26 protein-coding genes are annotated in these 25,243 nt (G+C 63.0%); 21 read left to right on the top strand and 5 right to left on the bottom strand.

Going from position 1 to position 25,243, the window contains the following annotated elements; genetic code table 11:
• Positions 1-141 precede the first annotated feature (141 nt).
• From der to B7X30_RS00675, 9 genes are all read left to right on the top strand, one after another.
• Complete coding sequence (gene der, locus B7X30_RS00715) at positions 142-1,539, top strand: ribosome biogenesis GTPase Der (RefSeq protein WP_286728560.1); 1,398 nt, start codon at positions 142-144, stop codon at positions 1,537-1,539.
• A 105-nt stretch (positions 1,540-1,644) separates the two neighbouring features.
• A complete protein-coding gene (gene hfq, locus B7X30_RS00710; RefSeq protein WP_013123378.1) occupies positions 1,645-1,890 on the top strand; it encodes an RNA chaperone Hfq in 246 nt (81 codons plus the stop codon).
• Positions 1,865-3,058 carry a GTPase HflX gene (gene hflX / locus B7X30_RS00705; RefSeq protein ID WP_276709158.1) on the top strand — a complete coding sequence of 398 codons (1,194 nt, stop codon included), beginning with the start codon at positions 1,865-1,867 and terminating at the stop codon, positions 3,056-3,058. The genes hfq and hflX overlap by 26 nt, the downstream gene beginning before the upstream one ends.
• A gap of 41 nt (positions 3,059-3,099) precedes the next feature.
• Positions 3,100-4,419, top strand: coding sequence for an FtsH protease activity modulator HflK (hflK, locus tag B7X30_RS00700; protein ID WP_286728559.1), 1,320 nt, complete (start codon positions 3,100-3,102; stop codon positions 4,417-4,419).
• A gap of 10 nt (positions 4,420-4,429) precedes the next feature.
• On the top strand, positions 4,430-5,320 hold the full coding sequence (hflC, locus tag B7X30_RS00695; RefSeq protein ID WP_013106147.1) for a protease modulator HflC: 891 nt from the start codon (positions 4,430-4,432) through the stop codon (positions 5,318-5,320).
• Between the two features lie 71 nt (positions 5,321-5,391).
• Positions 5,392-5,565, top strand: coding sequence for a DUF2065 domain-containing protein (locus B7X30_RS00690; RefSeq protein WP_423837725.1), 174 nt, complete (start codon positions 5,392-5,394; stop codon positions 5,563-5,565).
• Between the two features lie 47 nt (positions 5,566-5,612).
• The gene (locus tag B7X30_RS00685; protein ID WP_286728558.1) at positions 5,613-6,764 is read left to right on the top strand and encodes an ATP phosphoribosyltransferase regulatory subunit; all 1,152 of its coding nucleotides are present in this window, start codon (positions 5,613-5,615) and stop codon (positions 6,762-6,764) included.
• A gap of 52 nt (positions 6,765-6,816) precedes the next feature.
• The gene (locus tag B7X30_RS00680; protein ID WP_286728557.1) at positions 6,817-8,139 is read left to right on the top strand and encodes an adenylosuccinate synthase; all 1,323 of its coding nucleotides are present in this window, start codon (positions 6,817-6,819) and stop codon (positions 8,137-8,139) included.
• Positions 8,140-8,194: 55 nt separating this feature from the next.
• The gene (locus B7X30_RS00675) at positions 8,195-8,716 is read left to right on the top strand and encodes a phosphoribosyltransferase (RefSeq protein ID WP_013123372.1); all 522 of its coding nucleotides are present in this window, start codon (positions 8,195-8,197) and stop codon (positions 8,714-8,716) included.
• A 44-nt stretch (positions 8,717-8,760) separates the two neighbouring features.
• Here B7X30_RS00675 and B7X30_RS00670 read toward each other — a convergent pair whose 3' ends face one another.
• On the bottom strand, positions 8,761-9,270 hold the full coding sequence (locus B7X30_RS00670; protein WP_286728556.1) for a DUF4124 domain-containing protein: 510 nt from the start codon (positions 9,268-9,270) through the stop codon (positions 8,761-8,763).
• A gap of 136 nt (positions 9,271-9,406) precedes the next feature.
• Here B7X30_RS00670 and guaB point away from each other — a divergent pair, with 136 nt between their 5' ends.
• From guaB to B7X30_RS00645, 5 genes are read left to right on the top strand one after another with little or no spacing between them, the layout of a single operon-like run.
• On the top strand, positions 9,407-10,882 hold the full coding sequence (gene guaB / locus B7X30_RS00665) for an IMP dehydrogenase (RefSeq protein ID WP_286728555.1): 1,476 nt from the start codon (positions 9,407-9,409) through the stop codon (positions 10,880-10,882).
• Between the two features lie 42 nt (positions 10,883-10,924).
• The gene (gene guaA / locus B7X30_RS00660; RefSeq protein WP_286728554.1) at positions 10,925-12,523 is read left to right on the top strand and encodes a glutamine-hydrolyzing GMP synthase; all 1,599 of its coding nucleotides are present in this window, start codon (positions 10,925-10,927) and stop codon (positions 12,521-12,523) included.
• Between the two features lie 6 nt (positions 12,524-12,529).
• On the top strand, positions 12,530-12,748 hold the full coding sequence (locus B7X30_RS00655) for a hypothetical protein (RefSeq protein WP_013123369.1): 219 nt from the start codon (positions 12,530-12,532) through the stop codon (positions 12,746-12,748).
• 5 nt (positions 12,749-12,753) lie between these two features.
• Entirely contained in the window at positions 12,754-13,329 is a 576-nt protein-coding gene (tadA, locus tag B7X30_RS00650) for a tRNA adenosine(34) deaminase TadA (RefSeq protein WP_286728553.1), read from the top strand.
• Between the two features lie 42 nt (positions 13,330-13,371).
• Entirely contained in the window at positions 13,372-14,322 is a 951-nt protein-coding gene (locus tag B7X30_RS00645; RefSeq protein ID WP_013123367.1) for an LD-carboxypeptidase, read from the top strand.
• A gap of 63 nt (positions 14,323-14,385) precedes the next feature.
• Here B7X30_RS00645 and B7X30_RS00640 read toward each other — a convergent pair whose 3' ends face one another.
• From B7X30_RS00640 to B7X30_RS00630, 3 genes are read right to left on the bottom strand one after another with little or no spacing between them, the layout of a single operon-like run.
• Complete coding sequence (locus B7X30_RS00640; RefSeq protein ID WP_013123366.1) at positions 14,386-14,676, bottom strand: DUF3106 domain-containing protein; 291 nt, start codon at positions 14,674-14,676, stop codon at positions 14,386-14,388.
• A complete protein-coding gene (locus tag B7X30_RS00635) occupies positions 14,660-15,100 on the bottom strand; it encodes an anti-sigma factor family protein (protein ID WP_286728552.1) in 441 nt (146 codons plus the stop codon). Before B7X30_RS00635 ends, B7X30_RS00640 begins: the two co-directional genes overlap by 17 nt.
• A gap of 22 nt (positions 15,101-15,122) precedes the next feature.
• Positions 15,123-15,716 carry an RNA polymerase sigma factor gene (locus B7X30_RS00630; protein WP_013106135.1) on the bottom strand — a complete coding sequence of 198 codons (594 nt, stop codon included), beginning with the start codon at positions 15,714-15,716 and terminating at the stop codon, positions 15,123-15,125.
• A gap of 195 nt (positions 15,717-15,911) precedes the next feature.
• Between B7X30_RS00630 and dapC the strand changes: the two genes are divergently transcribed.
• The 7 genes from dapC (at position 15,912) to B7X30_RS00595 (ending at position 23,805) form a co-directional block, all read left to right on the top strand.
• On the top strand, positions 15,912-17,123 hold the full coding sequence (dapC, locus tag B7X30_RS00625) for a succinyldiaminopimelate transaminase (protein WP_286728551.1): 1,212 nt from the start codon (positions 15,912-15,914) through the stop codon (positions 17,121-17,123).
• On the top strand, positions 17,120-17,941 hold the full coding sequence (gene dapD, locus B7X30_RS00620) for a 2,3,4,5-tetrahydropyridine-2,6-dicarboxylate N-succinyltransferase (protein ID WP_013106133.1): 822 nt from the start codon (positions 17,120-17,122) through the stop codon (positions 17,939-17,941). Before dapC ends, dapD begins: the two co-directional genes overlap by 4 nt.
• A 45-nt stretch (positions 17,942-17,986) precedes the next feature.
• Positions 17,987-19,138: a PilT/PilU family type 4a pilus ATPase gene (locus B7X30_RS00615; protein ID WP_286728550.1), complete on the top strand. Its 1,152-nt coding sequence runs from the start codon at positions 17,987-17,989 to the stop codon at positions 19,136-19,138.
• A 30-nt stretch (positions 19,139-19,168) separates the two neighbouring features.
• Positions 19,169-20,317: a succinyl-diaminopimelate desuccinylase gene (gene dapE / locus B7X30_RS00610; RefSeq protein WP_156055060.1), complete on the top strand. Its 1,149-nt coding sequence runs from the start codon at positions 19,169-19,171 to the stop codon at positions 20,315-20,317.
• Positions 20,314-21,195: a methyltransferase gene (locus tag B7X30_RS00605; protein WP_286728549.1), complete on the top strand. Its 882-nt coding sequence runs from the start codon at positions 20,314-20,316 to the stop codon at positions 21,193-21,195. The genes dapE and B7X30_RS00605 overlap by 4 nt, the downstream gene beginning before the upstream one ends.
• Positions 21,192-23,141, top strand: a complete 1,950-nt coding sequence (locus tag B7X30_RS00600; RefSeq protein ID WP_286728548.1) for an ABC-F family ATP-binding cassette domain-containing protein — start codon at positions 21,192-21,194, stop codon at positions 23,139-23,141. The genes B7X30_RS00605 and B7X30_RS00600 overlap by 4 nt, the downstream gene beginning before the upstream one ends.
• Positions 23,142-23,412: 271 nt before the next feature.
• Positions 23,413-23,805 (top strand): DUF6858 family protein, encoded by a 393-nt coding sequence (locus tag B7X30_RS00595; protein ID WP_013106127.1) that lies wholly within the window; start codon positions 23,413-23,415, stop codon positions 23,803-23,805.
• A 79-nt stretch (positions 23,806-23,884) separates the two neighbouring features.
• Here B7X30_RS00595 and B7X30_RS00590 read toward each other — a convergent pair whose 3' ends face one another.
• Positions 23,885-25,237: an MATE family efflux transporter gene (locus B7X30_RS00590; protein ID WP_286728547.1), complete on the bottom strand. Its 1,353-nt coding sequence runs from the start codon at positions 25,235-25,237 to the stop codon at positions 23,885-23,887.
• Positions 25,238-25,243: the final 6 nt, after the last annotated feature.

Below are 25,243 nucleotides of genomic sequence, written 5' to 3'. Positions count from 1 at the left end.
GCGGCCAAACACCCCCGCTCGGCGTTGCGTTAGGTGTCGTAATCGCGCGCCGTGCCGAGGGGCACGGCTGTGCTTTGCGCCTTGATCCGGGGCGTTTGGACGCGCTGCTCGGCCACGCCGAATCCATTCACACTCTCTGACATGACCCCTATCGTTTCGCTGGTTGGCCGACCGAACGTTGGCAAGTCCACCCTGTTCAATCGCATGACACGTTCACGCGATGCCATCGTGGCCGACATGCCGGGCCTTACCCGCGATCGTCATTACGGCATGCTGCGCATGGCGGATCGGCCGGTCATCGTGGTCGATACCGGCGGCTTCGAGCCCGTGGTCGATACCGGCATCGTGCACCAGATGGCGCGGCAGACGCGCCAGGCCATTGCTGAGTCCGATCTGGTGGTGTTTCTGGTCGATTTGCGCACTGGGCTCAGTCCGCAAGACCTGCATATCGCCGCCGAATTGCGCAAGACCGGCAAGTCCATTCTTCTGGCCGTGAACAAGGCCGAAGGTCGGCATGGCCATCCGGCGCTTGCCGAATTCCACGAACTCGGCTTGGGCGAGCCCTTTTCCATCAGCGCCGCCCACGGTGACTCGGTGCCCGATTTGCTGGATCGCATTCTGCAAGCGCTGCCTTCCGAGCCTTCCGAAGGGATACCCGAGACCGAGGCGGCAAGCGATGTCGCCGCCGAGACCGCGCACGGCCCCGGCGCCGAGACCACGAAGCCGCGCGAGCACAGCCTGCGTCTGGCCATTGCCGGGCGGCCCAATGTGGGCAAGTCCACACTGGTCAATGCGCTGGTCGGTGAAGAACGGGTGATTGCCTTCGACATGCCCGGCACGACCCGCGACGCGATCGAAGTGCCGTTCGAGCGCGACGGTCGCAAGTTCATCCTGATCGACACCGCCGGACTGCGGCGCAAAGGCAAGGTGTTCGAGGCGGTGGAAAAATTTTCGGTCATCAAGACGCTGCAAGCCATCGAGCAGGCCAACGTCGTCGTGCTGCTGCTCGACGCGACCGAAGGCGTTTCAGACCAGGATGCGCATATCGCCAGTTTTGCCGTTGAGGCGGGCAGGGCGCTCGTGCTGGCGGCCAACAAGTGGGATGCGGTGGACACCTACGGGCGCGAACGCCTGATGGTCGCCATCCGTCAGCGTCTGCCTTTTGTCAGCTTTGCGAAATTTCACAGCATTTCCGCCCGCACAGGCTCAGGTCTGAACGGGCTGATGAAGTCGGTCATCGCCGCTCACGCCGCGGCCTATCGCAAATTGCCCACCCCCAAACTCACGCGCGCCATTATCGAAGCGGTGGCGCAGCAACAGCCGCCGCGTTCCGGCCCGGTGCGACCCAAGTTGCGATACGCGCACCAGGGCGGCACCAACCCGCCGATCATCATCATTCATGGCAGCGCGCTCGACCGGGTGCCCGCCACCTACACGCGCTATCTGGAAGGTCAATTGCGTGAAAAATTCGACTTGACGGGTACCCCTTTGCGGGTGGAATACCGCAGCAGCACCAACCCCTACGCGCGCGACGACTGATGGCCCCGGCGCGGCGACCTGCGCGGGCATTATGGTATTTTCCAACCTCTTGCATTCCAGACCATGAATGCCATTTAAGCTTTCCTCACCCCAATGGAGAATAAGATGAGTAACAAAGGGCAGTTGCTACAAGACCCCTTTCTGAACCTGCTGCGCAAAGAGCACGTCCAGGTGTCGATTTATCTGGTCAATGGCATCAAGTTGCAAGGTCACATCGAATCTTTCGATCAATACGTGGTGTTGCTGCGCAATACCGTCACCCAGATGGTTTACAAGCACGCCATTTCCACGGTCGTTCCGGCACGTCCCGTCTCCTTCCAAATCGGTGAGCAAGAAGCACCCGCAGCCTGAAGGGCAGCCTCAGGGGCCTGAGCGCGCTGCATTGGTCAGCGTCCAGCAACGACGTCCCTCATCCGACGACGCGCTGGCTGAGTTGGAGCAACTCAGCACGTCCGCCGGTTATGCCCTGGCGGGCGAGCTGTCCTGTGTGCGAGCACGGCCCGACGCGGCGACCTACATCGGCTCGGGCAAGCTCGATGAATTGAGCGAACTGGTCAGCACCACTTCGGCGGACACCATCATTTTCGACAATGCACTGAGCCCCATCCAGCAGCGCAATCTGGAGAAGGCGCTGGGCAAACCCGTCATCGACCGTACAGGCCTCATTCTCGAAATCTTCGCCCGTCGTGCGCAGAGCGCCGAAGGCAAGATGCAGGTCGAGCTCGCTCGTCTCGAACACCTGGCCACCCGCCTGGTGCGCGGCTGGACTCACCTGGAGCGCCAGACCGGCGGTATCGGCGTGCGTGGCGGCCCGGGCGAAAAGCAGATCGAGCTTGACCGCCGGATGCTCGACGACAAGATCAAGATGCTTCGAACACGTCTGGGCAAACTGGGGCGCCAGCGCATGACGCAACGCCGTGCGCGCAGGCGCACCGGCGCGTTTCGCGTGGCCTTGGTGGGCTACACCAATGCGGGCAAAAGCACGCTATTCAACGCGCTCACCAAGTCGAAAATTTACGCGGCCGACCAGCTTTTCGCGACCCTCGACACCACTACGCGCAAGTTCTATCTGGGCCCGCAGGTCAACGTCACCCTGTCCGACACGGTGGGTTTCATCCGCGATCTGCCCCACACCTTGATCGAGGCCTTCAAGGCTACGCTCGAAGACACACTTCAGGCCGATTTGCTGCTGCACGTCGTGGATGCCAGTTCGCCCATGTTGCGCGAGCAGATGGATGAAGTTCACGCCGTTCTGCGCGAGATCGGCGCGGACGATATTCCGCAATTCTTGATCTTCAACAAATCTGATCTGTTGCCAGTGAACCTTCAGGTTACAAATGGTCACACTCAATCTGAGGGTATCGAAGCGCGTGCTAGCATGCCTCGGCTTGTCGTAAGCGCCTTGACCGGCGCCGGTGTTGCCTCCCTCAAAAGTGCGCTGCTGGAAGCGGTATTGGCTGATCCCCGCTTTCAATCCTCTGCTTCAGCTTTGTCGGACACTACTCAAATTTCCGCATGACTCCCTTACGTTTTTGGCCTCGTGTGTGGCCTTTTTCGCGCATGTTCAACCTCAATGACCCGCGTTGGGGCAAAGACGACGGCACGAACGGTCAGCAAAGCAATAACAACCAAGATCCGAACCGGCGTCCTGGCAGCGGCGGCCCGCCCGATCTCGATGAACTCTGGCGTGATTTCAACCGCAAACTCAACGGCCTGTTCGGCAAGAAGCGCGGCTCGGGCAACGGTGGCAGCACGCCGCCGCAACGTCCCGACCTCTATCCCTCAGCCAAGGGCATGGGCGTGGGGGTCATCATTCTGGTGGTCATCGGGGTGCTGGGCTGGCTGTCTTCCGGCTTTTTCATCGTGCAGGAAGGTCAGCAGGCTGCGGTAACGCGTTTTGGCAAATTGGCCTACATCACCGACGCCGGTTTTCACTGGCGCCTGCCCTATCCGTTCGAGGCCGATGAAATTGTCAACGTCTCGCAGGTTCGGTCGGTCGAGGTCGGGCGCGGCGGCGAGGTGAAGGCAACGGGCTTGCCCGAGTCGGCCATGCTGACGGAAGACGAGAACATCGTCGACGTTCGCTTCGCCGTGCAGTACCGCATCGACAACGTGGTGGACTACCTCTACAACAACCGCAGTCCGGACGACGCGGTATCGCAGGCGGCTGAAACTGCGGTGCGCGAGGTCGTAGGCAACAAGACGCTCGACTATGTGCTCTACGAGGGCCGCGAGCAAGTGGCCAGCGATGTGCAGGTTTTGACGCAAAAAATTCTCGACCGCTACAAGACCGGCATCATCATCACCACTGTCACGCTGCAGAACGTGCAGCCCCCGGAACAGGTGCAGGCCGCTTTCGATGACGCCATCAAGGCGGGACAAGACCGTGAACGGCTGAAGAACGAAGCCCAGGCCTACGCCAACAACGTCATTCCCCGTGCGCAGGGCACCGCGTCGCGCTTGATCCAGGACGCCGAGGCTTACAAGGCGCAGGTTGTGGCGCAGGCGCAGGGCGATACCTCTCGCTTCGATCAGATCCTGCAGCAATACGAAAAGGCGCCGCAAGTCACCCGCGAGCGTATGTATCTCCAAACCATGCAAGACATTCTTTCCAGCGTTTCCAAGGTCATGGTGGATTCGCGCAACAACAATAACCTCCTCTACATGCCACTGGATAAATTGCTGCAGCAATCCGCAGGCAAGGCCCCCACGAGTGCCACGGCCGCGCCGGCTGCTCCCACCACCGTGCCGACCTTACCGGCGGCCTCCGTGGGCACCGCCCCTGCGACGGCCGACAGTTCAGCGTCCGCGCCGGACGGAACCGCTCCTTCCAGTTCAAGAACCTCGCGCGATACCCTGCGTGAGCGCAACTTCCAGTGAGGGCTGAGCAGTGAACAAGATCATTCTGGCTCTCGTGGCGCTGGTCGTGGCCATTCTGTTGCTGTCTTCCAGCCTATTCGTGGTCGATCAACGGCAGTTCGCCGCTGTGTTCGGCTTGGGGCAGATCAAACGGGTCATCAGCACCCCTGGCCTGTATTTCAAGATTCCGGCGCCTTTCGAGAATGTGGTGTTTCTCGACAAACGCATCCTGACCCTGCAAAGCCCTGATACCGATCGTTTCATCACGGCCGAGAAGAAAAACGTGGTGGTGGACTGGTATCTGAAATGGCGCATCACCAATCCGACCGAGTTCATTCGCAGTTACGGCGGCGATCAGCGACGCGCGGGCGACCGGCTTTCGCAGATCGTCAAAGCGGCGCTGAACGAGCAGATCACGCGTCGCACCGTGCGCGAGGTGCTGTCTTCGCAGCGCGACCAGGTCATGAAGGACGTGCAGACCGGCATTGCGAAAGACATCAAGGGCACGGGCATCCAGATCGTCGACATGCGACTGACCCGCGTGGACTTCGTTTCCTCCATCACCCAGTCGGTCTATCGCCGCATGGAGGCCGAGCGCCAGCGCGTCGCCAACGAATTGCGTTCGACCGGCTACGCCGAGGCGGAAAAGATTCGCGCCGAGGCCGACAAGCAGCGTGAAATCGTGATTTCACAGGCGTACAGCAAGGCGCAGACCATCAAGGGCCAGGGCGATGCCGAAGCCTCGTCGATCTATGCCAAGTCGTTCGGGCAGAACCCGCAATTCGCCGAGTTCTATCGCAGCCTCGAGGCCTATCGCGCCAGCTTCAACAGCAAGTCCGATGTCCTGGTGCTCGACCCGAACAGCCAGTTCTTCCAGTTCTTCCGCGGGCCGGGTGGAGCGGCCTTGAAGCCGGGCAAGTAAATCCGCAATAGAGACCGTCTTAACCGGTGGTCTCTAGCGGTCAAAATGCGGTATCTGCGATGCAGAACGTCTTGCTCCTTGCCATTGGCATGGTTCTGGTCATCGAAGGCCTGATGCCGCTGTTTTTCCCCCGGCAGTGGCGAGACATGTTCCGGCAGATCATGGCACTGACCGACGGTCAACTACGCTTCGTCGGTCTGATCGCCGTTGCGATCGGCCTTCTCCTGGTGTTCCTCCTCAAGTAAGCTTGGATGTTGCACGGATGACCGTGCCCCATTTTTCTGCGCGTCTTATGAGCAACTGGCGTCTTCCCGAATATTTTTCCGATGTGTTGCCGCGTGAGGCGGCGGTGATCGAGCACCTGCGCCGCGCCTGTCTCGATACGGCGCGGGGCTATGGCTATGCCCTGGTCATGCCGCCGTTGCTGGAGTTCGTCGATTCGCTGCTGTCGGGCACCGGGCAAGACCTCGATCTGCAAACTTTCAAGCTGATTGACCAGATCTCCGGGCGTGCGCTGGGCTTGCGTGCCGACATGACGCCGCAGGCCGCCCGTATCGACGCTCACTTGCTGAATCAGGACGGCGTGACGCGCGTTTGCTATTGCGGCAGCGCGGTGCGCACGCATCCCGAGGGCGTGCACGCCAGCCGGGAAATTCTGCAATTCGGCGCCGAACTGTACGGGCATGCCGGACTGGAAGCCGATCTCGAAGTGCAGCAGCTGGCGCTGGACTGCCTGCGACTGGCCGGGGTGGAGCGGGCTGCGCTCGATCTGGCCGACAATCGCATCGTGCGTGGCGTGTTGTCAGGCTTGCTGCTCGGGTCGCAAGACATGGAAGCGATTCTCGATGCACTGGCCAGCAAGGATGCTGGAGAACTGCGGTTGCTGACTCGCGACTGCACGCCAACCCAACGCGCAACCATTCTCGCCCTGCCCGAGCTGTACGGCGATGCGGACGTGCTGCTTGAGGCGCGGCGCGTGTTGCCGCAGCATGCACTCATTTCCCAGGCGCTCGACGATCTGTCGGCGCTGGCCCGCCACCACCAGCAGCAGGGCGCGCAGGTGCAGATCGATCTGGCCGATATGCGCGGCTATCGCTATCACAGCGGGGTGATCTTCAGCGTGTACGCACAAGGCTATGCCAATGCCGTGGCGCGTGGTGGGCGTTACGACGAAGTCGGCGCCAGCTTTGGTCGACCGCGCGCTGCCACCGGATTCTCCATGGACTTGCGCGAAGTGGCGGGCTTCGCCGCCGCGCCGCAGGCCAGCGCCGCCATTGCGGCAGAGTGGTCAACAGCCTCTGGTTTGCCGGAGGCGGTCGCCGATTTGCGACGCCGGGGTGAAACCGTGGTGCAATTACCCCCTGGCCAGGCGCACGAAGCAAGCGCCTTTAGCCGCCAACTTGTGCAGCGAGGCGGTGCCTGGCTGGTTGAAGATCGCGGCTGATCTTCCCTAACGCTATCGTTGGATAGACTGATTTACTTGAGAGAACACACGCGTGAATACTGGTCGTCATGTGGTCGTAGTGGGCACCCAATGGGGGGATGAGGGCAAAGGCAAGGTCGTCGATTGGCTGACCGATCATGCTCAGGGCGTGGTGCGCTTTCAGGGCGGTCACAACGCGGGGCACACGCTGGTGATCAACGGGCAGAAAACCGCGCTGCAGCTCATTCCTTCAGGCGTGATGCGCGCGGGCGTGGCCTGTCATGTCGGCAATGGCGTGGTGGTCGATCCGCAACACCTGCTGCTTGAAATTGGTCGCCTCGAAGCGGCTGGAGTGGATGTGCGCTCACGGCTGCACATCAGCGAGTCCTGCCCAGTCGTACTCCCTACGCATGTGGCGCTCGACAAAGCGCGCGAGGTGCGCCGCGAAAACGACGGCAGCGGCAAGATCGGCACCACCGGCAAGGGCATCGGGCCGGCTTATGAAGACAAGGTGGCCCGCCGCGCCATCCGTCTGCAAGACCTCAAGCATCCGCAGCGCCTGCAGACCAAGCTTGCTGAAGTGCTCGATCTGCACAATTTTGTGTTGAAGAATTATTTGCACACCGACCCGCTTGATGCCGGGATGGTGATGGATCAATTGCTCAAATCCGCCGAGCAGGTGCGGCCCCTGTTGGCCGATGTGGGGTACCTGATTCATCAGGCCCATCTGCGCGGTGATCGCTTGCTGTTCGAAGGGGCGCAAGGTTCGCTGCTCGACATCGACCACGGTACTTATCCCTTCGTGACTTCGAGCAATTGCGTGGCCGGTACCGCCGCGGCAGGATCGGGCGTCGGCCCCGGCATGCTGCACTATGTGCTGGGCATCACCAAGGCGTACACCACCCGGGTGGGCAGCGGCCCCTTCCCGACGGAGTTGCCCACCACGGAGGCGGGCAGCGTGGGGCATCACCTCTCCAGCGTGGGTCAGGAGTTCGGCACAGTGACGGGGCGTGCGCGCCGCTGTGGCTGGCTGGATGTTGCGGCGCTCAAGCGGGCGGTCATCATCAACGGCGTGTCGGGGCTGTGCATCACCAAGCTCGATGTGCTCGACGGCCTGCCGACCATCCGCGCCTGTGTGGGTTATATGCTCGACGGCGAACGGCGTGACGTGCTCCCGCTCGATGCCGACGAGATCGAGCGCTGCGAACCGATCTACGAAGATTTTCCGGGCTGGACGCAAAGCACCAAGGGCCTCACGACCTGGGATCAACTGCCCGCTTCGGCGCGCAGCTATCTGCAGCGGGTGGGCGAGTTGATCGGCGCGCCGATCGACATGGTGTCGACCGGTCCCGACCGCGATCACACCATCGTGCTGCGGCATCCGTTTCAGGCTTGAGCGTTCGGTGCGCTCCGGCAGATTTCATTTTCCACACGTTCACAAAGGTTCGGCCATGCTCAGCGAGGACGGCAAGCATCTCTATGTTTCCTGGGACGAATACCACGCCCTGATTGAAAAACTCGCCCTCAAGGTACATGCCTCGGGCTGGGAGTTTGATCAGATCCTCTGCCTGGCGCGAGGCGGGGTGCGCCCTGGAGACATTCTTTCTCGCATTTTCGACAAACCCCTGGCCATCATGTCCACCAGCTCCTACCGCGAAAGCGCCGGAACGGTGCAGGGCCGCCTAGACATCGCCCGCTACATCACGCTGCCGCGCGGGGAGCTTGAAGGGCGCGTGCTACTCGTTGATGATCTGGCCGATTCGGGCGAGACCTTGAAAGCCGTTGAAAACCATTTGCGCAGCGCCGGAAAAATTACCGATCTGCGCAGCGCCGTCATCTGGGTCAAGGGCATTTCGACCTATCTGCCCGAGTACTACGTGGACATGCTGCCCACGAGCCCCTGGATACACCAGCCCTTTGAAGAGTACGACGTGCTACGTCCGACTCGTCTGGCCGAGCGCTGGAAAATCTGAGTCGGAGGTCGCTGCCAGCTCATGGGCAGCAGCCCATGGGCAACTCAGCGGCAATACTGCGAAATGAGAGCGGCGATCTTGGCGCGTTCTGCGGCACGTTGCGCATCGTCCATGATGACGCGCTGGCCTTGGGCGTCGATTTGCACCATGCGTTGACCGCTATCGAGCACCTGGAGTTGCTTTTGCGCCTGCAGGCAGTTCTGCTGGTTCACAAGCGCCTGGGCCTGTTGCTGCTGTAGTTTGGCCTGTTCCTGCGCGGCTTGCTCGGCCTTTTTCTGTTCCGCGATTTTCTTTTCCAACTCGTTGCTGGCCTGGGGCTGCGATGCCGAGTGACTTGCGGCGGCTGGAACGGCGGCGTTCGCGGCAGGGCGCTGCAGAATGTTGCTGGCGGAAATGTTGGCCGGGGGCGGCTGGTCGCTGTAATGCACCACGCCGCTGGCATCGCGCCATTTCCACTGCGCGGCGTGGGCAGACGTCATCCCCATCAGGGCCATGGCCAGAAACAGTGCGCTGCTGAAAACGCGAAATAGCGGAGCAGGTGCGAGAGTGCGCATAAGGAGTCCCAAAGTCGCCGTGGTCAAAACAGGCTGCTAGCTTAGCGCGGTTGTGCGGCCTATCGGTCGATTCACTGCGGCCCCGAGCGTCGCGGTAACGCGCACCCCTATAATTTCCTTTTGCACGGAGGCATGTATGCGTCTTGTAGGAAAAGCGCTGACTTTCGACGATGTGTTGTTGGTCCCCGCATATTCCCAGGTGTTACCCAGAGACACCAGCCTTGCGACTCGCCTGACTCGCAATATTTCCCTCAACATTCCTCTGGTGTCCGCCGCGATGGACACGGTGACGGAGTCGCGCTTGGCGATTGCCATGGCGCAGGAGGGCGGCATCGGCATCATTCACAAAAATTTCACCGCCAAGGCGCAAGCCACCGAAGTGGCGCGGGTGAAGCGTTTTGAGTCGGGCGTGCTGCGCGATCCGATCACCATCTCGCCCATCGTCAAAGTGCGCGACGTGATGCAGCTGTCGCGCCAGCATGGCATTTCCGGGTTTCCGGTGATCGAAAACGGCAAGGTGGTGGGCATCGTGACCAACCGCGACCTGCGGTTCGAGACCCGTCTCGATACCCCGGTGCGCGATGTCATGACGCCGCGCGAGCGCTTGGTGACCGTTCCTGAAGGCGCGCCGCTGGAGCAGGCCAAGGCGCTGATGCACCAGCACCGGCTGGAGCGGGTATTGGTGGTCAACGCCGAATTCGAATTGCGCGGGCTGATGACCGTCAAGGACATTCAAAAGGCGACCGAACGCCCGAATGCTGCCCGTGACCCGCAAGGCAAGCTACGCGTGGGCGCTGCGGTGGGTGTGGGCGAGGGCACCGAAGAGCGCGTGGAGGCGCTGGCCAACGCTGGGGTCGATGTGATCGTGGTCGATACCGCGCACGGACACAGCCAAGGCGTTCTCGACCGGGTGCGCTGGGTGAAACGCAATTTCCCGCAGATCGAGGTCATAGGCGGCAATATCGCCACGGGCGCTGCGGCGCTCGCCTTGGTCGAGGCTGGGGCGGATGGGGTGAAGGTCGGCATCGGGCCGGGCTCGATCTGCACCACACGCATCATCGCCGGAGTGGGCGTGCCGCAGATCACCGCCATTTCCGATGTCGCCAAGGCGCTCGAGGGCAGCGGTGTGCCCTTGATTGCAGATGGCGGCATCCGCTACTCGGGTGATATCGCCAAGGCGATCGCCGCGGGCGCGTACACCGTCATGATGGGCAGCATGTTCGCAGGCACCGAAGAGGCGCCGGGCGAGGCCATTCTTTATCAGGGTCGCGCGTACAAGGCCTACCGGGGCATGGGCTCCATCGGGGCGATGAAGGCGGGCTCGGCGGATCGTTATTTTCAGGATGGCGCCGAGACGACTTCGGCTTCGGGCAACGAAAAATTCGTGCCCGAGGGCATCGAAGGGCGCGTGCCGCACAAAGGGCCGCTGATCGCCATCATCTACCAACTGGTCGGTGGCGTGCGTTCGTCCATGGGCTATTGCGGCTGCGACACGATCGAGGCGATGCGCGGGCAGGCCGAGTTTGTGCAGATCACCGCGGCGGGCATGCGTGAAAGCCATGTCCACGACGTGCAGATCACGCAGGAAGCGCCCAACTATCACGTCGACTGAACTCCCATCCCCATCGTCGGCTTCGCGCCGACGCTTGCTTTCATGCACGACAAAATTCTCATCCTCGACTTCGGCTCCCAGGTCACGCAACTCATCGCCCGCCGCGTGCGCGAGGCGCAGGTGTACTGCGAAATTCACCCTTGCGATGTGAGCGATGCTTTCGTGCGCGAGTTCGCGCCCAAGGGCATCATTCTCTCGGGTAGCCACGGCAGCACTTACGAAGACCACGAACTGCGCGCGCCTCAAGCCGTGTGGGATTTGGGCGTGCCCGTGCTGGGGATTTGCTATGGCATGCAGACCATGGCGGCGCAACTGGGCGGCAAGGTGGAATGGAGCGACCACCGCGAGTTTGGTTATGCCGAAGTGCGCGCCCGCGGCCACACCCGGCTGTTCGACGGCATTGAAGATTTCAGCACGGCCGAAGGCCACGGCATGCTCAAAGTGTGGATGAGCCACGGCGACAAGGTGACCGATATGCCCCCGGGGTTCAAGCTCATGGCGTCCACGCCGAGTTGCGCCATCGCGGGCATGGCCGACGAGGCGCGCGGTTACTACGCCGTGCAGTTTCACCCCGAAGTCACCCACACCGTGCAGGGCAGGGCCATGCTCACACGTTTTGTGCGAGAGATCTGCGGCTGCCGTGGCGACTGGGTCATGGGCGATTACATCGTTGAGGCGGTGCAGAGCATTCGCGATCAGGTCGGTGATGAGGAGGTCATCCTCGGTCTGTCGGGCGGAGTCGATTCTTCGGTGGCGGCGGCGCTGATTCACCGCGCCATCGGCGACCAGCTCACCTGCGTGTTCGTCGATCACGGCTTGCTGCGCCTGAACGAGGGCGACCTAGTGATGGACATGTTCGCGGGCAAGCTGCACGCCAAGGTGATTCGTGTGGACGCCAGCGAGCTGTTCCTGGGCCAGTTGGCGGGCGTGACCGATCCCGAGAAAAAACGAAAGATCATCGGCGGGCTGTTCGTCGATGTGTTCAAGGCTGAGGCGGCCAAGCTCAAAGGCGACGGCGCCAAGGGCGCGAAGTGGCTGGCGCAGGGCACCATCTACCCCGACGTGATCGAGTCGGGCGGCGCCAAAAGCAAAAAGGCCGTCACCATCAAGAGCCATCACAACGTGGGCGGCCTGCCCGAGCAACTCGGCCTGAAACTGCTGGAGCCCCTGCGCGAACTGTTCAAAGATGAAGTGCGCGAGTTGGGCGTGGCGCTGGGCCTGCCGCCCGACATGGTCTACCGCCACCCCTTCCCGGGCCCGGGGCTGGGCGTGCGCATTCTGGGCGAAGTGAAAAAGGAGTACGCCGACCTGCTGCGCCGGGCCGACGCCATTTTCATCGAAGAGTTGCGTTCGACCCTCGACCCGGATTCCGGCAAGAGCTGGTACGAGCTGACCAGCCAGGCTTTCACCGTGTTCCTGCCGGTCAAGAGCGTGGGCGTGATGGGTGATGGCCGCACCTACGACTATGTGGTCGCGCTGCGCGCGGTGCAGACCAGCGATTTCATGACCGCCGACTGGGCCGAGCTGCCCTATGCGCTGCTCAAAAAAGTGTCCAGCCGCATCATCAACGAGGTGCGCGGCATCAACCGCGTGACCTACGACGTGAGTTCCAAGCCGCCAGCGACCATCGAGTGGGAGTGAAGCCAGATGCGCCTGCTGTTCGGACTCATCGGTTTGCTGCTGACGCTGCTGATCATCGTCTGGCTGGTGCGCACCCAACTCACCGGACAGGTCGGGGTGGCGACGTCCCCGTCTGCTGCGGGTGCGCGTGGTGACGAAGGGCAGCCGGCGTCGGCCGCGCTCAAGCAATTCAAGCAATCGCTCGACAAGGCGCTGAAAGCGCGGCCAGCCAGCGTGCCCGAGTAAAGCCTATGACGCCGACGTTTGCCCCCGATCTTGAGGCTGACCGCGCGTTCATGCGTCTGGCGCTCGACCAGGCGCAGAATGCCTGGCTGCTGGGCGAAGTGCCGGTGGGCGCCGTGATCGTGAAGGACGGCAAGGTCATTGCCACAGGCTACAACCGGCCGATCGGCGACCACGACCCCACGGCTCACGCAGAAATCGTGGCGCTTCGGCAAGCGGCCCATCTGCTGGGCAACTACCGTTTGCCAGAGTGCACGCTGTATGTCACGCTGGAGCCCTGTGCGATGTGCGCCATGGCTTTATTGCATGCACGCTTTGCCCGCGTGGTGTTTGGCGCGCGAGACCTCAAGACGGGAGCGGCCGGCAGTGTGGTGGATCTGTTTGCCGAGCCCCGTCTGAACCACCATTGCGACATCACGCCCGAGATCGAGCAAGAGTCTTGCAGCACACTGCTCCAGGATTTTTTTCGGGCTCGTCGAAAGGAGCAAAAGCGGCCGGAGGGGGGAGTGAATGACGTTGTGCACGACGCCTGCCTCTCGGGCATCGAGGTGACCGAGCTGGATATCGAGCCGCCTCTTTCCTGATTTCTCGTCTTTTCTCATCCTCAACCCTTTGCGGCCTTGTTCATGCCAGATATCGAATCCGTCCCCGACCTGAAGCCCCGACGCGGTTTGCTGCGCCTTGTCTCACCCGCGGGCGCCGTGCAGGAGCCGCCGCGACTGGAGGTGGCCAAGGCCCATCTGCAAGCGTTGGGCTTTCGCGTACAGGCCGGTGCGCAAGTCCTGGCGCGGGTACAGCGCTTTGCCGGGACCGATGCGCAGCGTCTGCGCGCGCTCCACGATGCGGCGCGCAGCAAGGCCGATGTGGTGATGATGACCCGCGGGGGTTATGGTCTGAGCCGTCTGCTGCAGGCCATCGACTATGAGCTGCTGGCGGAAGCCATCAAAGGGCGCAAGCAGATGTGGGTCGGGCACAGCGACTTCACCGCCCTGCAACTGGCCTTGCTCGCAAAAACGGGCGCGGTCACGTTCAGCGGGCCGATGGCCTCTTACGACTTTGGCGACAAGAAGCCCGATGACATCACGGTAGACAGCTTTTTGGATGCGGCCGACGGTATCCTGGAAGCGGTGGGTTTTGCCTGCGACGATGCGCCGCGCGGTCTTGACGTCGAGGGCGTGCTTTGGGGCGGCAATCTGGCCATGGTGACCAGCCTGATCGGCACGCCGTACCTCCCTCGCGCCAAAGGGGTGTTGTTTCTGGAGGATGTGAACGAACATCCCTATAGCGTCGAGCGCATGTTCAGCCAGCTGCTGCATGCCGGTGTGGCCCAGCGCCAGAAGGCGGTGTTGCTCGGGCAGTTCACAGCCTACAAACTCAGTGCCCACGATGCCGGCTACGACTTGAACGCCGCGGTGGACTGGCTGCGTGCGCAGCTCAAACCGCATGGCGTGCCCGTTCTGACTGGGTTGCCGTTTGGTCATGTGCGCACCAAACTGACCTTGCCCCACGGGGTTCGCACGCATGTGCTGCGCGACGGGCAGGAAGTCTTTCTGTTTTTCCCGCACGCCCAACACTGAGTCTGACTCACCGCAGCGAATAGCTCAGGGTGGTTCAAGGACGGCGGGTTATTCAAGCTCGCTTTATTGGCGCCGCTGCTGGTACTCGCGCCGCAGCCGCTCCTGCTCGCTGGGCGGAAGGCGCTTGAAGCGCTCTTGCTCCTGCAGAATGCGCTCGCGCTGCTGTGGCGGCATGCGCTCCCACTGCTGGTATGCGCCTTGGCCATCGCGCTGATTTGCAGAGGCCGTCGGTGCCATCACCATCACTCCAAACGCAGAGATGGCGATGGCCGCCGCGGTGAGTCTTGCCTTACGCAGTTGGGCGCGAAATTGGGCGCGCGATTGGGTCGAATGGCGCTCAAGCCGGATTGCCATTTTGCAGCCCCTGTTGCAGCATTTGCGGGTGATTGGAAAGCCACTGATAGAACTCGATGTTCTGAACCGCGTCAGCCACCTGCGGGCTGAGTGACTGGGAGTCAAATCCACCCGGATAAGCCCCGTTGCTGCCTGCGAGGTGCGGCACGCTGATGAACACCGCCAAAGCCAGCGAAGCGGTGGCCATGCCTGCGGCAAACACCCGGGGCCAGCGCACGGTGGGAGAAGATCGGCGCGGCAAGCGTGCGGCAAGCTGGGGCAGGGGCGCCAGAAGTTGGCTCAGCTGTTGGCCGAACTGCAACTCTTGCTGGCACTGCGGACAATTTTTCAGATGAGCTTCGATATGCGCCGCCTGTTCAGCCGACGCCAGACCACTGCGATAGTGGTCGATCTGAGCGGAAGTGAGATGGTTGCGGGTCGTCATGATGTCACCTGATTCAGGCAGTTCAAACTTTAGCGGGATGGTCGGATTCAAGCAATTCCCTCAAGCGGGTGAGCGCGCGCATGTGGTGCGTTTTGACGCTGCCTTCACTGACTTTCATCGCCGCCGCCGTGTCCACGATGGACAAACCTTCCATTTCGCGCAGCAGAAACGCCTCGCGCTGCCGCGGGCTCAGGGCGGAAATGGCATCGGCAATACGTCCGGCAAGCTGGCCGTTGGCGACTTCCTGCTCCGGACCGAGGGCGGTGTCGGCAATCTGCTCCCAGCTGGGCGGTTGATCCTCTTCTTCGTCGCTGGAGAAGAAAAAATCGAAAATCTTCTCCACCTTGCGCCGACGGTGCATGTCGGTGATGCGGTTGCGCAGAATGCTGTAGAACAGCGGCGCCCATTCCTCCGCCGGTCGCAGCTTGTAGTTGCTCACCAGTTTGAGCAGGCTGTCCTGCACCACATCGGCAGCCAGGGCGGCGTCGCGCAATTCGATCAGCGCCATGCGCGTGGCGCGCACGCGCACCTCGGCGCAAAAGCGGTTGAGCGCGACCGAATCGTGTTGCGAGGTGTCGATCACGAGCGCTGGGGAGAGGGCGTAAGCATGATCCATAGCATAGTGGGCCAGTTCTGGCGGGTGGGTTTCGGTCGAAAACGGGGTCTTAGCCTCTGTAACGCCGTTCCAGGTGCCGTGATGACAGCGGATCCGCTCGCCAGACTGAAAATTTCTGTGACACCGCCCGGTTTGCGCCTGCGCAGCGCTCCGTAGAATGGCAGCGCCTTTCGCCATCCCGCCCCAGCGCTTGCCGTGAACCCTCGCCTCGACCTGCTTCAGCCTTATCCGTTTGAAAAACTGCGCGCGCTCCACCAGGGGGTGACGGCGCCCGCGCAGTGGTCTGCTATCAGCCTGGGCATAGGCGAACCCAAGCATCCCACCCCGACCTTTATTCGCGACGCCCTGGCCGCCCATCTCGATGGCCTGGCGGTCTATCCGAGTACGGCCGGCACGGTGGAACTGCGGGAGGCGTGCGCGCTATGGGCGAGTCGGCGCTACGGTGTGCCGCTGAACGGGCAGACGCAGGTGCTGCCGATCAACGGATCGCGGGAGGCGCTGTTCGCCATCGCGCAGACTGTGGTGGACGCGAGCCGGGCCGGGGCCACGGTGGTTTGTCCCAATCCGTTCTATCAAATTTATGAAGGTGCTGCGTTGCTTGCTGGCGCGCAGCCGTATTTCGCCGCGGTGGATGCGCAGCGCAATTTCGCGGTCGATTGGGCGGCAGTGCCCGAGGCGGTGTGGCAGCGCACCCAGCTGCTCTACGTTTGCTCGCCGGGCAATCCCACAGGCGCGGTCATGCCCCTGGAGGAGTGGAAGTTGCTGTTCGAGTTGTCCGACCGGCACGGTTTTGTCATTGCCAGCGACGAGTGCTATTCAGAAATCTGGTTCGGTGCGCAGCCTCCGATAGGCGGACTGGAAGCCGCATGGCAACTCGGGCGGACGGACTTTCGCAATCTGCTGTTCTTCACCTCGCTTTCCAAGCGCTCGAACGTGCCCGGGCTTCGCTCCGGCTTTGTCGCGGGCGATGCCAGGCTGATTGCAGCCTTCACCCGCTATCGCACCTACCACGGCAGCGCGATGGGGCCGGCTGTGCAGGCCGCAAGTGCCGCGGCCTGGAACGATGAAACGCATGTCGAGCACAACCGCGCGCTGTATCGCGAAAAATTCGCCGCCGTGCTGCCGATTTTGCGGCCGGTACTCGACGTGCAATTGCCCGATGCCGGGTTCTACCTCTGGGCGGCTACGCCGGGCGATGACGCGCAGTTTTCCCGCGGGCTGCTCGAAAAATACAATGTCACCGTTTTGCCGGGCAGCTATCTGGCGCGGGAGCAGGGCGGCGTCAATCCGGGGCGCGGTCGTATTCGTATGGCGCTGGTGGCCCCGCTGGAAGAATGCGTCGAAGCCGCCCGCCGTATTGCCGCTTATTGTTCTGAACCGATCCACTCACAAAGACCTTCACCATGACGCAACAACTGCAGACCCTTATCGACCAGGCCTGGGAAAACCGCACCGAATACAGCCCGGCCAATGCCCCGGCGGAACTGCGCGAGGCGGTCAGCCATGTGATCGACCAACTCAACGTGGGCAAACTGCGGGTGGCCGAGCGCGTGGGCGGCGAGTGGGTGACGCACCAGTGGCTGAAAAAGGCTGTGCTGCTGAGCTTCCGTCTGCACGACAACGTGGCCATGCAGGCTGGCGATCTGCACTTTTTCGACAAGGTGCAGACCAAGTTTCACAACCTCGACGAAGCGCAGATGCGCGCCACCGGGGTGCGCGTGGTGCCGCCGGCCGTGGCCCGGCATGGCTCTTACATCGCGCCCAATGTGGTGCTCATGCCGTCGTATGTGAACATCGGCGCTTATGTGGACGAGGGTACGATGGTCGATACCTGGGCCACCGTGGGCTCGTGTGCGCAGATCGGTAAGAACGTGCATCTGTCCGGCGGCGTGGGCATCGGCGGCGTGCTCGAACCCATTCAGGCCAACCCGACCATCATCGGCGACAACTGCTTCATCGGCGCGCGCTCGGAGGTGGTGGAGGGTGTGATCGTCGAAGACAACTGTGTCATTTCGATGGGCGTTTACATCGGTAAATCGACCAAGATTTACGACCGCGCCACTGGCGAAGTGAGCTATGGCCGCATTCCCGAGGGTTCAGTGGTGGTCAGCGGCAACCTGCCTAGCAGCGATGGCAAATACAGCTTGTACTGCGCCGTGATCGTCAAACGGGTGGATGCGCAGACGCGCTCCAAGACCAGCATCAACGAACTGCTGCGGACCTGAGCGCAGCCTGCGCGAATCTGCAGTTTCAAACAACTAGGGGGGTGTATGTCGGCAATGGAGCGCTTGTTCAAGCTGATGGCGGAGAAGAAAGCCTCCGACATCTACATCAGTCCGCATGCCCCCATCCTCATCCGCATCAATGGTCATGCGGTGGCAGTGAACCGGCAGGTTCTCACACCGGAGGAACCTTTCCGGCTACTGGCTGAAGCCGTGGGTCACGAGCGGGCCGCGGAGGTCACCCGCACCGGCGAACTCAACTTGGGGTTGCCGCGGCCGGGGCTGGGGAGCTTTCGCATCAGCGCGTTCCGCCAGCGCGGCAGCGTGGCGATGGTGGTGCGCTACATCCCCGGAGAAATTCCGGCGCTGGAGTCGCTGAATCTGCCCGGCGTGCTGGCCGATCTGGTGATGGAAAAGCACGGCCTGCTGCTCATGGTGGGCTCGACCGGCGCGGGCAAGAGCACCACGCTGGCCGCGATGATCGACTATCGCAATGCCAACAAAACCGGGCACATTCTCACCCTTGAAGAGCCCATCGAATATCTGTTCTCCAATCGCAAGTCGATTGTCAATCAGCGCGAAGTGGGCATCGACACCGAGTCTTTGGCGGTGGGCCTGAAAAACGCGCTGCGGCAGGCGCCCGACTGCATCATGATTGGCGAAATCCGCGATCAGGCCACGATGAGTGCCGCCCTGCAGTACTCGCTCTCGGGCCATCTCTGCCTGGCCACACTGCACGCCAACAACAGCTATCAGGCGCTCAATCGCATTGTGGGCTTCTATCCCATGGATCAGCGCGCCGCGTTGTTCAACGACATGGCCTCGGGCCTGCGGGGCATTGTGTCGCAACGGCTCCTGCGGGCGACCGCCGGAGGGCTGACGCCCGCTGTGGAAATCATGCTCAACACCCAGCTCGTTCGCGAGTTGATCGAGAAGGGCGACTTTTCCGGTGTCAAGGAAGCGTTGGAAAAGTCCATGGCCGAAGGCTCGCAGACCTTCGAGCAGGCGCTGGCCGCCATGGTGATCGACGGCGTGGTCAGCCGCGAAGAAGCGCTGACCTACGCCGATTCGCCGACCAATCTGCTCTGGCGTCTGGAAAACGACTCGACGCTGCGCAAGCAGGCGGCGCCCGCCGAGGCAATCGAGGACGATACGCCCTCATTCACTGAAATCACCCTCGACCTGGACTCGCCGCGCTGAAGGCGAGGCCGGGCGCTCCCCATTTGCCGCATGTCTCCCACTCAATCCCTGGTCCATGACCTGATTTCCCGCCATTCCATCACTCCGCAAGACGAAGGTTGTCAGCAGGTGCTGCGCGACCGTTTGCAAGCGCTGGGCTTTGTCTGCGAAACGGTGGAAAGCGGCCCGCCCGACTTTCGCGTGACCAATCTTTGGGCGCTGCGCCCGGGTTCCAAGGCGGATGCCGCCGTGCTCGTGTTTGCCGGTCATACCGACGTCGTGCCCACCGGGCCGCTGGATCAGTGGCAAAGTCCGCCGTTCACCCCGACGGTGCGCGATGGCAAGCTGTATGGCCGCGGAGCCGCAGACATGAAAACCTCGCTGGCCGCCATGGTGGTGGCGGTGGAGGAGTTTCTGGCGGCGCATCCCCAACCGAGCCATGCGATCGCCTTTTTGCTCACCAGCGACGAGGAAGGCCCGGCGCGCGATGGCACGGTCAAGGTGTGCGAGCTGCTGGCGGCGCGCGGCCAGCGTCTGGACTGGTGTATCGTGGGCGAGCCCACCTCCACCGCGAAGCTGGGCGACGTGATCAAGAACGGGCGGCGCGGTTCGCTCTCCGGTCGGCTCACGGTGCGTGGCGTGCAGGGGCATATCGCCTATCCGCATCTGGCGAAAAACCCCATTCATCTCGCCGCGCCCGCCCTGGCCGAGCTGGCGGCTCTCACCTGGGATGCAGGCAACGCCTACTTCCCGCCGACTTCCTGGCAGATGTCCAATATTCATGCGGGTACCGGGGCGACCAATGTCATTCCGGGCGAACTGGTGGTGGATTTCAACTTTCGTTTTTCCACCGAGTCCACGCCCGATCAGCTCAAGCAGCGCGTCCACGCCACCCTCGACCGCCACGCGCTGAACTACACGCTCGACTGGACGCTGGGCGGCGAACCCTTCCTGACGGCGCCCGGCGCGCTCTCCGCCGCGCTGCAATCGGCCATTCATGCCGAGACCGGCATCGCGGCCGAGCTGTCCACCACCGGGGGCACCTCCGACGGCCGCTTCATCGCCAAGATCTGCCCGCAAGTCGTCGAGTTCGGGCCGGTGAATGCCAGCATTCACAAGATCGACGAATGGGTCGAAGTAGACGCCATCGACCCGCTCAAAAATATCTATCGCCGCACCCTCGAGGCCTTGGTGGCATGACGCCGCCGGAGCAACGAACCGGGGCGATTTCAGCCGCTCGTACCTTGGGCGCCGCCTGGGCGCTTGCGGCTCAGGCGCTGCAAGCCGCTGATCTCGACTACGGACATGGCTGCGCCAGCGCAGAAGACGAGGCCGCCTGGCTGGTGCTGCACGCCGCGGGCTTGCCTGCGAGCGAGGCCGGTGATTTTGCTACTTACGCCCATCAATCCCTGACCGCGCAGCAGGCGCTTCAGATCGAGACGGTGACGGCGCAACGCATCGCCACCCGACAGCCCCTGGCCTATCTGCTGGGCGAGGCGTGGCTGGTGGGCTTGCGTTTCGTGGTCGATCCGCGCGTCATCGTGCCGCGATCTTTCATTGCCGAATTGCTCGATGAAGGCGCGCTCGATCCCTGGCTGACTGAACCGCCTCACCGCGTGCTCGATATGTGCACCGGCTCTGGTTGCCTGGCCATTCTGGCCGCGCTCGTCTGGAACGATGCGCAGGTGGACGCCGTCGATCTTTCTGCCGACGCGCTGGCTGTAGCCGAGATCAACCGCGAGTCGCAGCCCTACGACTTGGTGCTGTGCAACCCGCCGTATGTGCCGGCCGCCAGCATGCGGGCCCTGCCCGAGGAATATCGCCATGAGCCGGAGATGGCACTGGCGGGCGGTGCGGACGGCATGGATCTGGTCCGGCGTTTTCTGCGCGACGCGCCCGCGCACCTTTCAGCGCGGGGCATCGTGGTGCTCGAAGTCGGCAACGAGCGTGCCGCCTTCGAAGCTGCATTCCCGCATTTGCCCGCGATCTGGCTGGAGACCGAACTGCATGCCGAAGGCGTCTGCGTGCTGACGGCGGACGATTTGCGACTCGCCTTCGCGCCCGGAGCGGGAGCATGATCCGGCTCACCGACATCGTCTTGCGCCGCGGCATTCAGGTGGTGCTCGATCACGCCAGCCTGACCCTGCACCCCGGCGACAAGGTCGGCCTGGTGGGGGTGAACGGCGCGGGGAAAACGTCTTTGTTCGCCTTGCTGCTCGGCGGCCTGCATGAAGATGCGGGCAAGCTGGAAAAGCCGGCGAACTGGCGCCTGGCCACGGTGGCGCAAGACGTTCCCGACTCCGACGGCACCGCGACCGATTTCGTGCTGCAAGGCGATGTGGCCCTGCAAGCCGCGCAGCAGGCGCTGCAGGCCGCCATGGCCGCGCCCGAACATGACGAAGCCTCGGGTCATGCCCTGGCCGAAGCGCAGCATGCGTTTGAACTGGCCGACGGCTACACTGCCCGCGCCCGCGCCGAAGCCTTGCTGCTCGGCCTGGGGTTCAGCATGGCCGAGTTGCGCAAGCCGGTGATGCAGTTCTCCGGCGGTTGGCGTATGCGGCTGGCCTTGGCGCAGGCGCTGTTCGCGCCCAGCGACTGCCTGCTGCTCGACGAGCCGACCAATCACCTCGACCTGGACGCCCTGGTCTGGCTGGAGCAATGGCTGGCGCGCTATCCCGGTCTGCTGCTGGTCATTTCGCACGACCGCGAATTTCTCGACGCGGTGTGCCGCGTCACCGTGCATCTCGACGGCGGCAAGCTCACCCGCTACGGCGGCAATTACACCCTGTTCGAAGAGCAGCGCGCCGAAAAACTCATGCAGCAGCAAGCGGCGTTTGCCCGCCAGCAGCAAGACATCGCGCGGCTGACGCGCTTTGTCGAACGCTTCCGCGCCAAAGCGACCAAGGCGCGGCAGGCGCAGAGCCGCATGAAAGCGCTCGAGCGCATGGAGCGGCTGGCGCCGGTCTATCTGAGCGGGGCGCTGCGCATTGAACTGCTGGAGCCGCTGAGCCTGCCGCAGCAGTTGCTCACCTTGAGCGAGGCCGATTGCGGCTACGGCGATCCGCCGGTGTTGCGCTCGGTGGCGCGCGACATCACCGGTGGGCTGCGCATCGGCATTCTGGGGGCGAACGGGCAGGGCAAGTCCACGCTGGTGAAAACGCTGGCCGGGGTGTTGCCACTGCGGGCCGGGCACCGCCGAGAAGGCAAAGGGTTGGTGATCGGCTACTTCGCGCAGCAGGAAGTGGATGTGCTGCGGCTGGATGAGTCGCCGCTGCAGCACATGCAGCATCTGGCGCGCGACATCGCCCCCAACACCACGGAGCAGGAATGGCGCAACTGGCTCGGACGCTATCAGTTCGACGGCGACATGATGACCCGCGCCTGCGGCAGCTTTTCCGGCGGCGAAAAAGCGCGGCTGGCGCTGGCCCTGGTGATCTGGCGCAAACCCAATCTGCTGCTGCTCGACGAGCCGACCAACCACCTCGATCTCCCCACCCGCGAAGCGCTCGCCATGGCCTTGCAGGACTTCGCGGGCACCGTGCTGCTGGTGTCGCACGACCGGGCCTTGCTGCGCGCCACCTGCGACGCTTTCTGGCTGGTGGCCGACGGTCAGGTTCGAGATTTCGACGGCAGTCTCGACGACTATCAGCAATGGGCGCTCTCGCGCACCGCGCAGCGGCAAAGCGCGGCGCAAGACAAGCCGAAGCCGCCCGGCACCGCCGCAGACGAACCCTTGCCCGCCGCCGACCGCAAAGAAGCGCGCCGCCAGCAGGCCGAGCAGCGGCAGCAGCGCGCGCAACAGCTCAAGCCGGTCAAGGCCGAGTTCACTCGGGTCGAACAAGAGCTGCGTCAGCTCGAAGCCGAGCGCACCGCTATCGAGGCCGCGCTGGCGCACCCGGATACGCCAGCCGCCGAACGGGTGGAGCAGGGGCGGCGGCATCACGCCCTGGTCGAGTGCATTGGCGCGCTGGAAGAGCGCTGGCTCGAACTGGGCGAACAGCTGGAGTCTTTGCAATCGGTTTGAGAGCCCCCAGACCTGCCGCTTTCGCGCCAGGCCCCCCGAGGGGGATGAGGCCCGCGGCTCCAAGCTGCCCTGAGGCAGCTTGGACGGAGCCGAATCAGAGCGGCTTGCAAGCCGCGAGGCGGAGAAAACTTGGGACGGCCCTACGTTTTCTCATGCGCGCCCGCCGCGAAATTTGATCCATGCTGATATGCGAACGTTTCTATCCGAGTAAATTACTCGGTTGTTCATTCACCTCAGCGCTGACCTGTCTGCGCGCCATCCCGGAGTTCCCATGAAACAAACCCTGCTGCAGGAAAAATATCCCGTTTACGTTGCCGAAGTTTCCAAATCCGAAACGCGTTACACCACGGTCGATGAAGTGGTGGCGTATTTCAAGGAAAAGATCGCGGCCAACCCCAAGGTGAAATTCATCGCCGTGTTCGACCATTTCGAACACACCACCAACATCGGCGGCACCATTGCGCCGGAGATCAAAGCCGCAGCCGAAGTGATTTTCTGCTTCGGCATCGCGCTGCCCAACCCCATGGTGCTGGCGGTGCGTCCCCGTTCCATCGGCATTGCCGATATGGGCGACAAGTTTGTAGTCACCTTCCTCGAAGCGCCGATGGCTCCTGCCAACGAAGCCATGGAAGCCTGGACCAAGGGCCTGCACAACAAAGATTGATGCCGGCTCCGGCCCTTTCAGTCTGACCAAGGCGCCGCGCGACTGCGAAGTCCGCGGCGTTTTTTTGTGTGCCGAAAAACTACCCTGGAGCCCTGCGAGCAGCGCGCCACAACAGCACGGCAAAGCAGCTTGCCGCGATCGCCAATCCCGTGGTGTTGCCCATCCAGAATCCGGCGGCGCCTTGCAGCGCGGGCGGGGTGATACCTAGCGTGTTGAATCCCAGCAGATAGCCGCCCCCCAGGCCGACGCCCCATAGCGACAGCGCGTACAACATACTGGGCAGCAGAGCGATGTGATATGAGCGCAGGATGAAGGCGCTGGTGGACTGCACCGCGTCGAACACCTGATAGAGCGCGATGAACAGGAAAAGGTGATAAGCCACGGCCTGCACCTGCGGGTCGGAGGTGTACCAGCCGATGATGCGCCCGCGTTCCAGCCAGACGACCAGACCGATGATGACGGAGAGCAACGCAGCAGCCCCCACGCCGCTCCAGGCCGTGTGCCGCGCGGCCCGGGTATGGCCGGCGCCCAGATGCTGGGCCACTACCGAGCCCGTAGCGATGGAAATGGACAGCGGCAACATATAGAGCACGGTGGCGAAGTTGGCGGTGATCTGGTGGGCCGCCAGCACGGTGTCTCCCAGCCGTGCGATGAACAGCGCCATGAAGGTGAAGGCCGACACTTCGACCAGCAGGCTCAAGCCGATCGGCCCGCCCAGACGCAGCAGATGGGCTTGCGCCTTCCAGTTTGGCCACTCCCAGCGCGAGAGGGCGGCATAGGGGCGCAGCGCGGCGCTGTAGCGGTGCTGCAGCAGCGCCACGGCAAGCAGCCCATATTGAGTCAGCACGGTGGCGGCGGCGCAGCCCTGCGCGCCCAGCGGCGTCATGCCATGCAGGCCAAATTGCCCGGGCAGTAGAAACACGGCATTGAGCAACAGCTTGACGCCCAGGCCCCCGATCTGCAGCGCGGCGGTGAGCAAGGGGCGCGAAATGGCTTGGCTGAGCGCGGCGTGCACCCGAAAGGCGAGAGCCGCCGGTAGGCCGAGGGCGAGAATCGCCAGATAGCGATCAACCGTCGCATCGCGCGCCTGCCCGGTCAACGCCAGCAGTGGCTGCGGCCAGAGCAGCACCGCGATGCCCAGAGCGCAAAGACCTCCGGCCAGCCAGAGTCCCTGGCGGAAACTGGCCCCCACCGCGTCGGGCTGACCCGCTCCGAATCCGCGCCCGAGCGTGGGCAAGAGGGATTGGGTGACTCCGGAGAGCGAGACGAATAAGGTGATGTAAATTGCCTGCCCGATGGACAGAGTGGCCAGACTGGCCGTGGAGGCGAAGTGCCCCAGCATCACCGTATCGGCCACACCGAAGCCGATGACGGCAAGCTGGCCAATGAGCACACTCACCGCCAGTCGCAACAGGTTGCGCAGAGGACGCATGGGAAA

This window comes from Thiomonas sp. 13-64-67, from assembly GCF_002282795.1.
GTDB lineage: Bacteria > Pseudomonadota > Gammaproteobacteria > Burkholderiales > Burkholderiaceae_C > Thiomonas > Thiomonas arsenitoxydans.
This window is presented reverse-complemented; position numbering and strand designations above follow the sequence as displayed.

Bases quoted from the DNA above. Each gene is read 5' to 3' on its own strand.
- der (WP_286728560.1), top strand. From the start codon at position 142: ATGACCCCTATCGTTTCGCTGGTTGGCCGACCGAACGTTGGCAAGTCC.
- hfq (WP_013123378.1), top strand. From the start codon at position 1,645: ATGAGTAACAAAGGGCAGTTGCTACAAGACCCCTTTCTGAACCTGCTG.
- hflK (WP_286728559.1), top strand. From the start codon at position 3,100: ATGTTCAACCTCAATGACCCGCGTTGGGGCAAAGACGACGGCACGAAC.
- B7X30_RS00685 (WP_286728558.1), top strand. From the start codon at position 5,613: ATGAGCAACTGGCGTCTTCCCGAATATTTTTCCGATGTGTTGCCGCGT.
- B7X30_RS00675 (WP_013123372.1), top strand. From the start codon at position 8,195: ATGCTCAGCGAGGACGGCAAGCATCTCTATGTTTCCTGGGACGAATAC.
- B7X30_RS00670 (WP_286728556.1), bottom strand. From the start codon at position 9,270: ATGCGCACTCTCGCACCTGCTCCGCTATTTCGCGTTTTCAGCAGCGCA.
- guaB (WP_286728555.1), top strand. From the start codon at position 9,407: ATGCGTCTTGTAGGAAAAGCGCTGACTTTCGACGATGTGTTGTTGGTC.
- guaA (WP_286728554.1), top strand. From the start codon at position 10,925: ATGCACGACAAAATTCTCATCCTCGACTTCGGCTCCCAGGTCACGCAA.
- B7X30_RS00655 (WP_013123369.1), top strand. From the start codon at position 12,530: ATGCGCCTGCTGTTCGGACTCATCGGTTTGCTGCTGACGCTGCTGATC.
- tadA (WP_286728553.1), top strand. From the start codon at position 12,754: ATGACGCCGACGTTTGCCCCCGATCTTGAGGCTGACCGCGCGTTCATG.
- B7X30_RS00645 (WP_013123367.1), top strand. From the start codon at position 13,372: ATGCCAGATATCGAATCCGTCCCCGACCTGAAGCCCCGACGCGGTTTG.
- B7X30_RS00640 (WP_013123366.1), bottom strand. From the start codon at position 14,676: ATGGCAATCCGGCTTGAGCGCCATTCGACCCAATCGCGCGCCCAATTT.
- B7X30_RS00635 (WP_286728552.1), bottom strand. From the start codon at position 15,100: ATGACGACCCGCAACCATCTCACTTCCGCTCAGATCGACCACTATCGC.
- B7X30_RS00630 (WP_013106135.1), bottom strand. From the start codon at position 15,716: ATGGATCATGCTTACGCCCTCTCCCCAGCGCTCGTGATCGACACCTCG.
- dapD (WP_013106133.1), top strand. From the start codon at position 17,120: ATGACGCAACAACTGCAGACCCTTATCGACCAGGCCTGGGAAAACCGC.
- B7X30_RS00615 (WP_286728550.1), top strand. From the start codon at position 17,987: ATGTCGGCAATGGAGCGCTTGTTCAAGCTGATGGCGGAGAAGAAAGCC.
- dapE (WP_156055060.1), top strand. From the start codon at position 19,169: ATGTCTCCCACTCAATCCCTGGTCCATGACCTGATTTCCCGCCATTCC.
- B7X30_RS00605 (WP_286728549.1), top strand. From the start codon at position 20,314: ATGACGCCGCCGGAGCAACGAACCGGGGCGATTTCAGCCGCTCGTACC.
- B7X30_RS00600 (WP_286728548.1), top strand. From the start codon at position 21,192: ATGATCCGGCTCACCGACATCGTCTTGCGCCGCGGCATTCAGGTGGTG.
- B7X30_RS00595 (WP_013106127.1), top strand. From the start codon at position 23,413: ATGAAACAAACCCTGCTGCAGGAAAAATATCCCGTTTACGTTGCCGAA.
- B7X30_RS00590 (WP_286728547.1), bottom strand. From the start codon at position 25,237: ATGCGTCCTCTGCGCAACCTGTTGCGACTGGCGGTGAGTGTGCTCATT.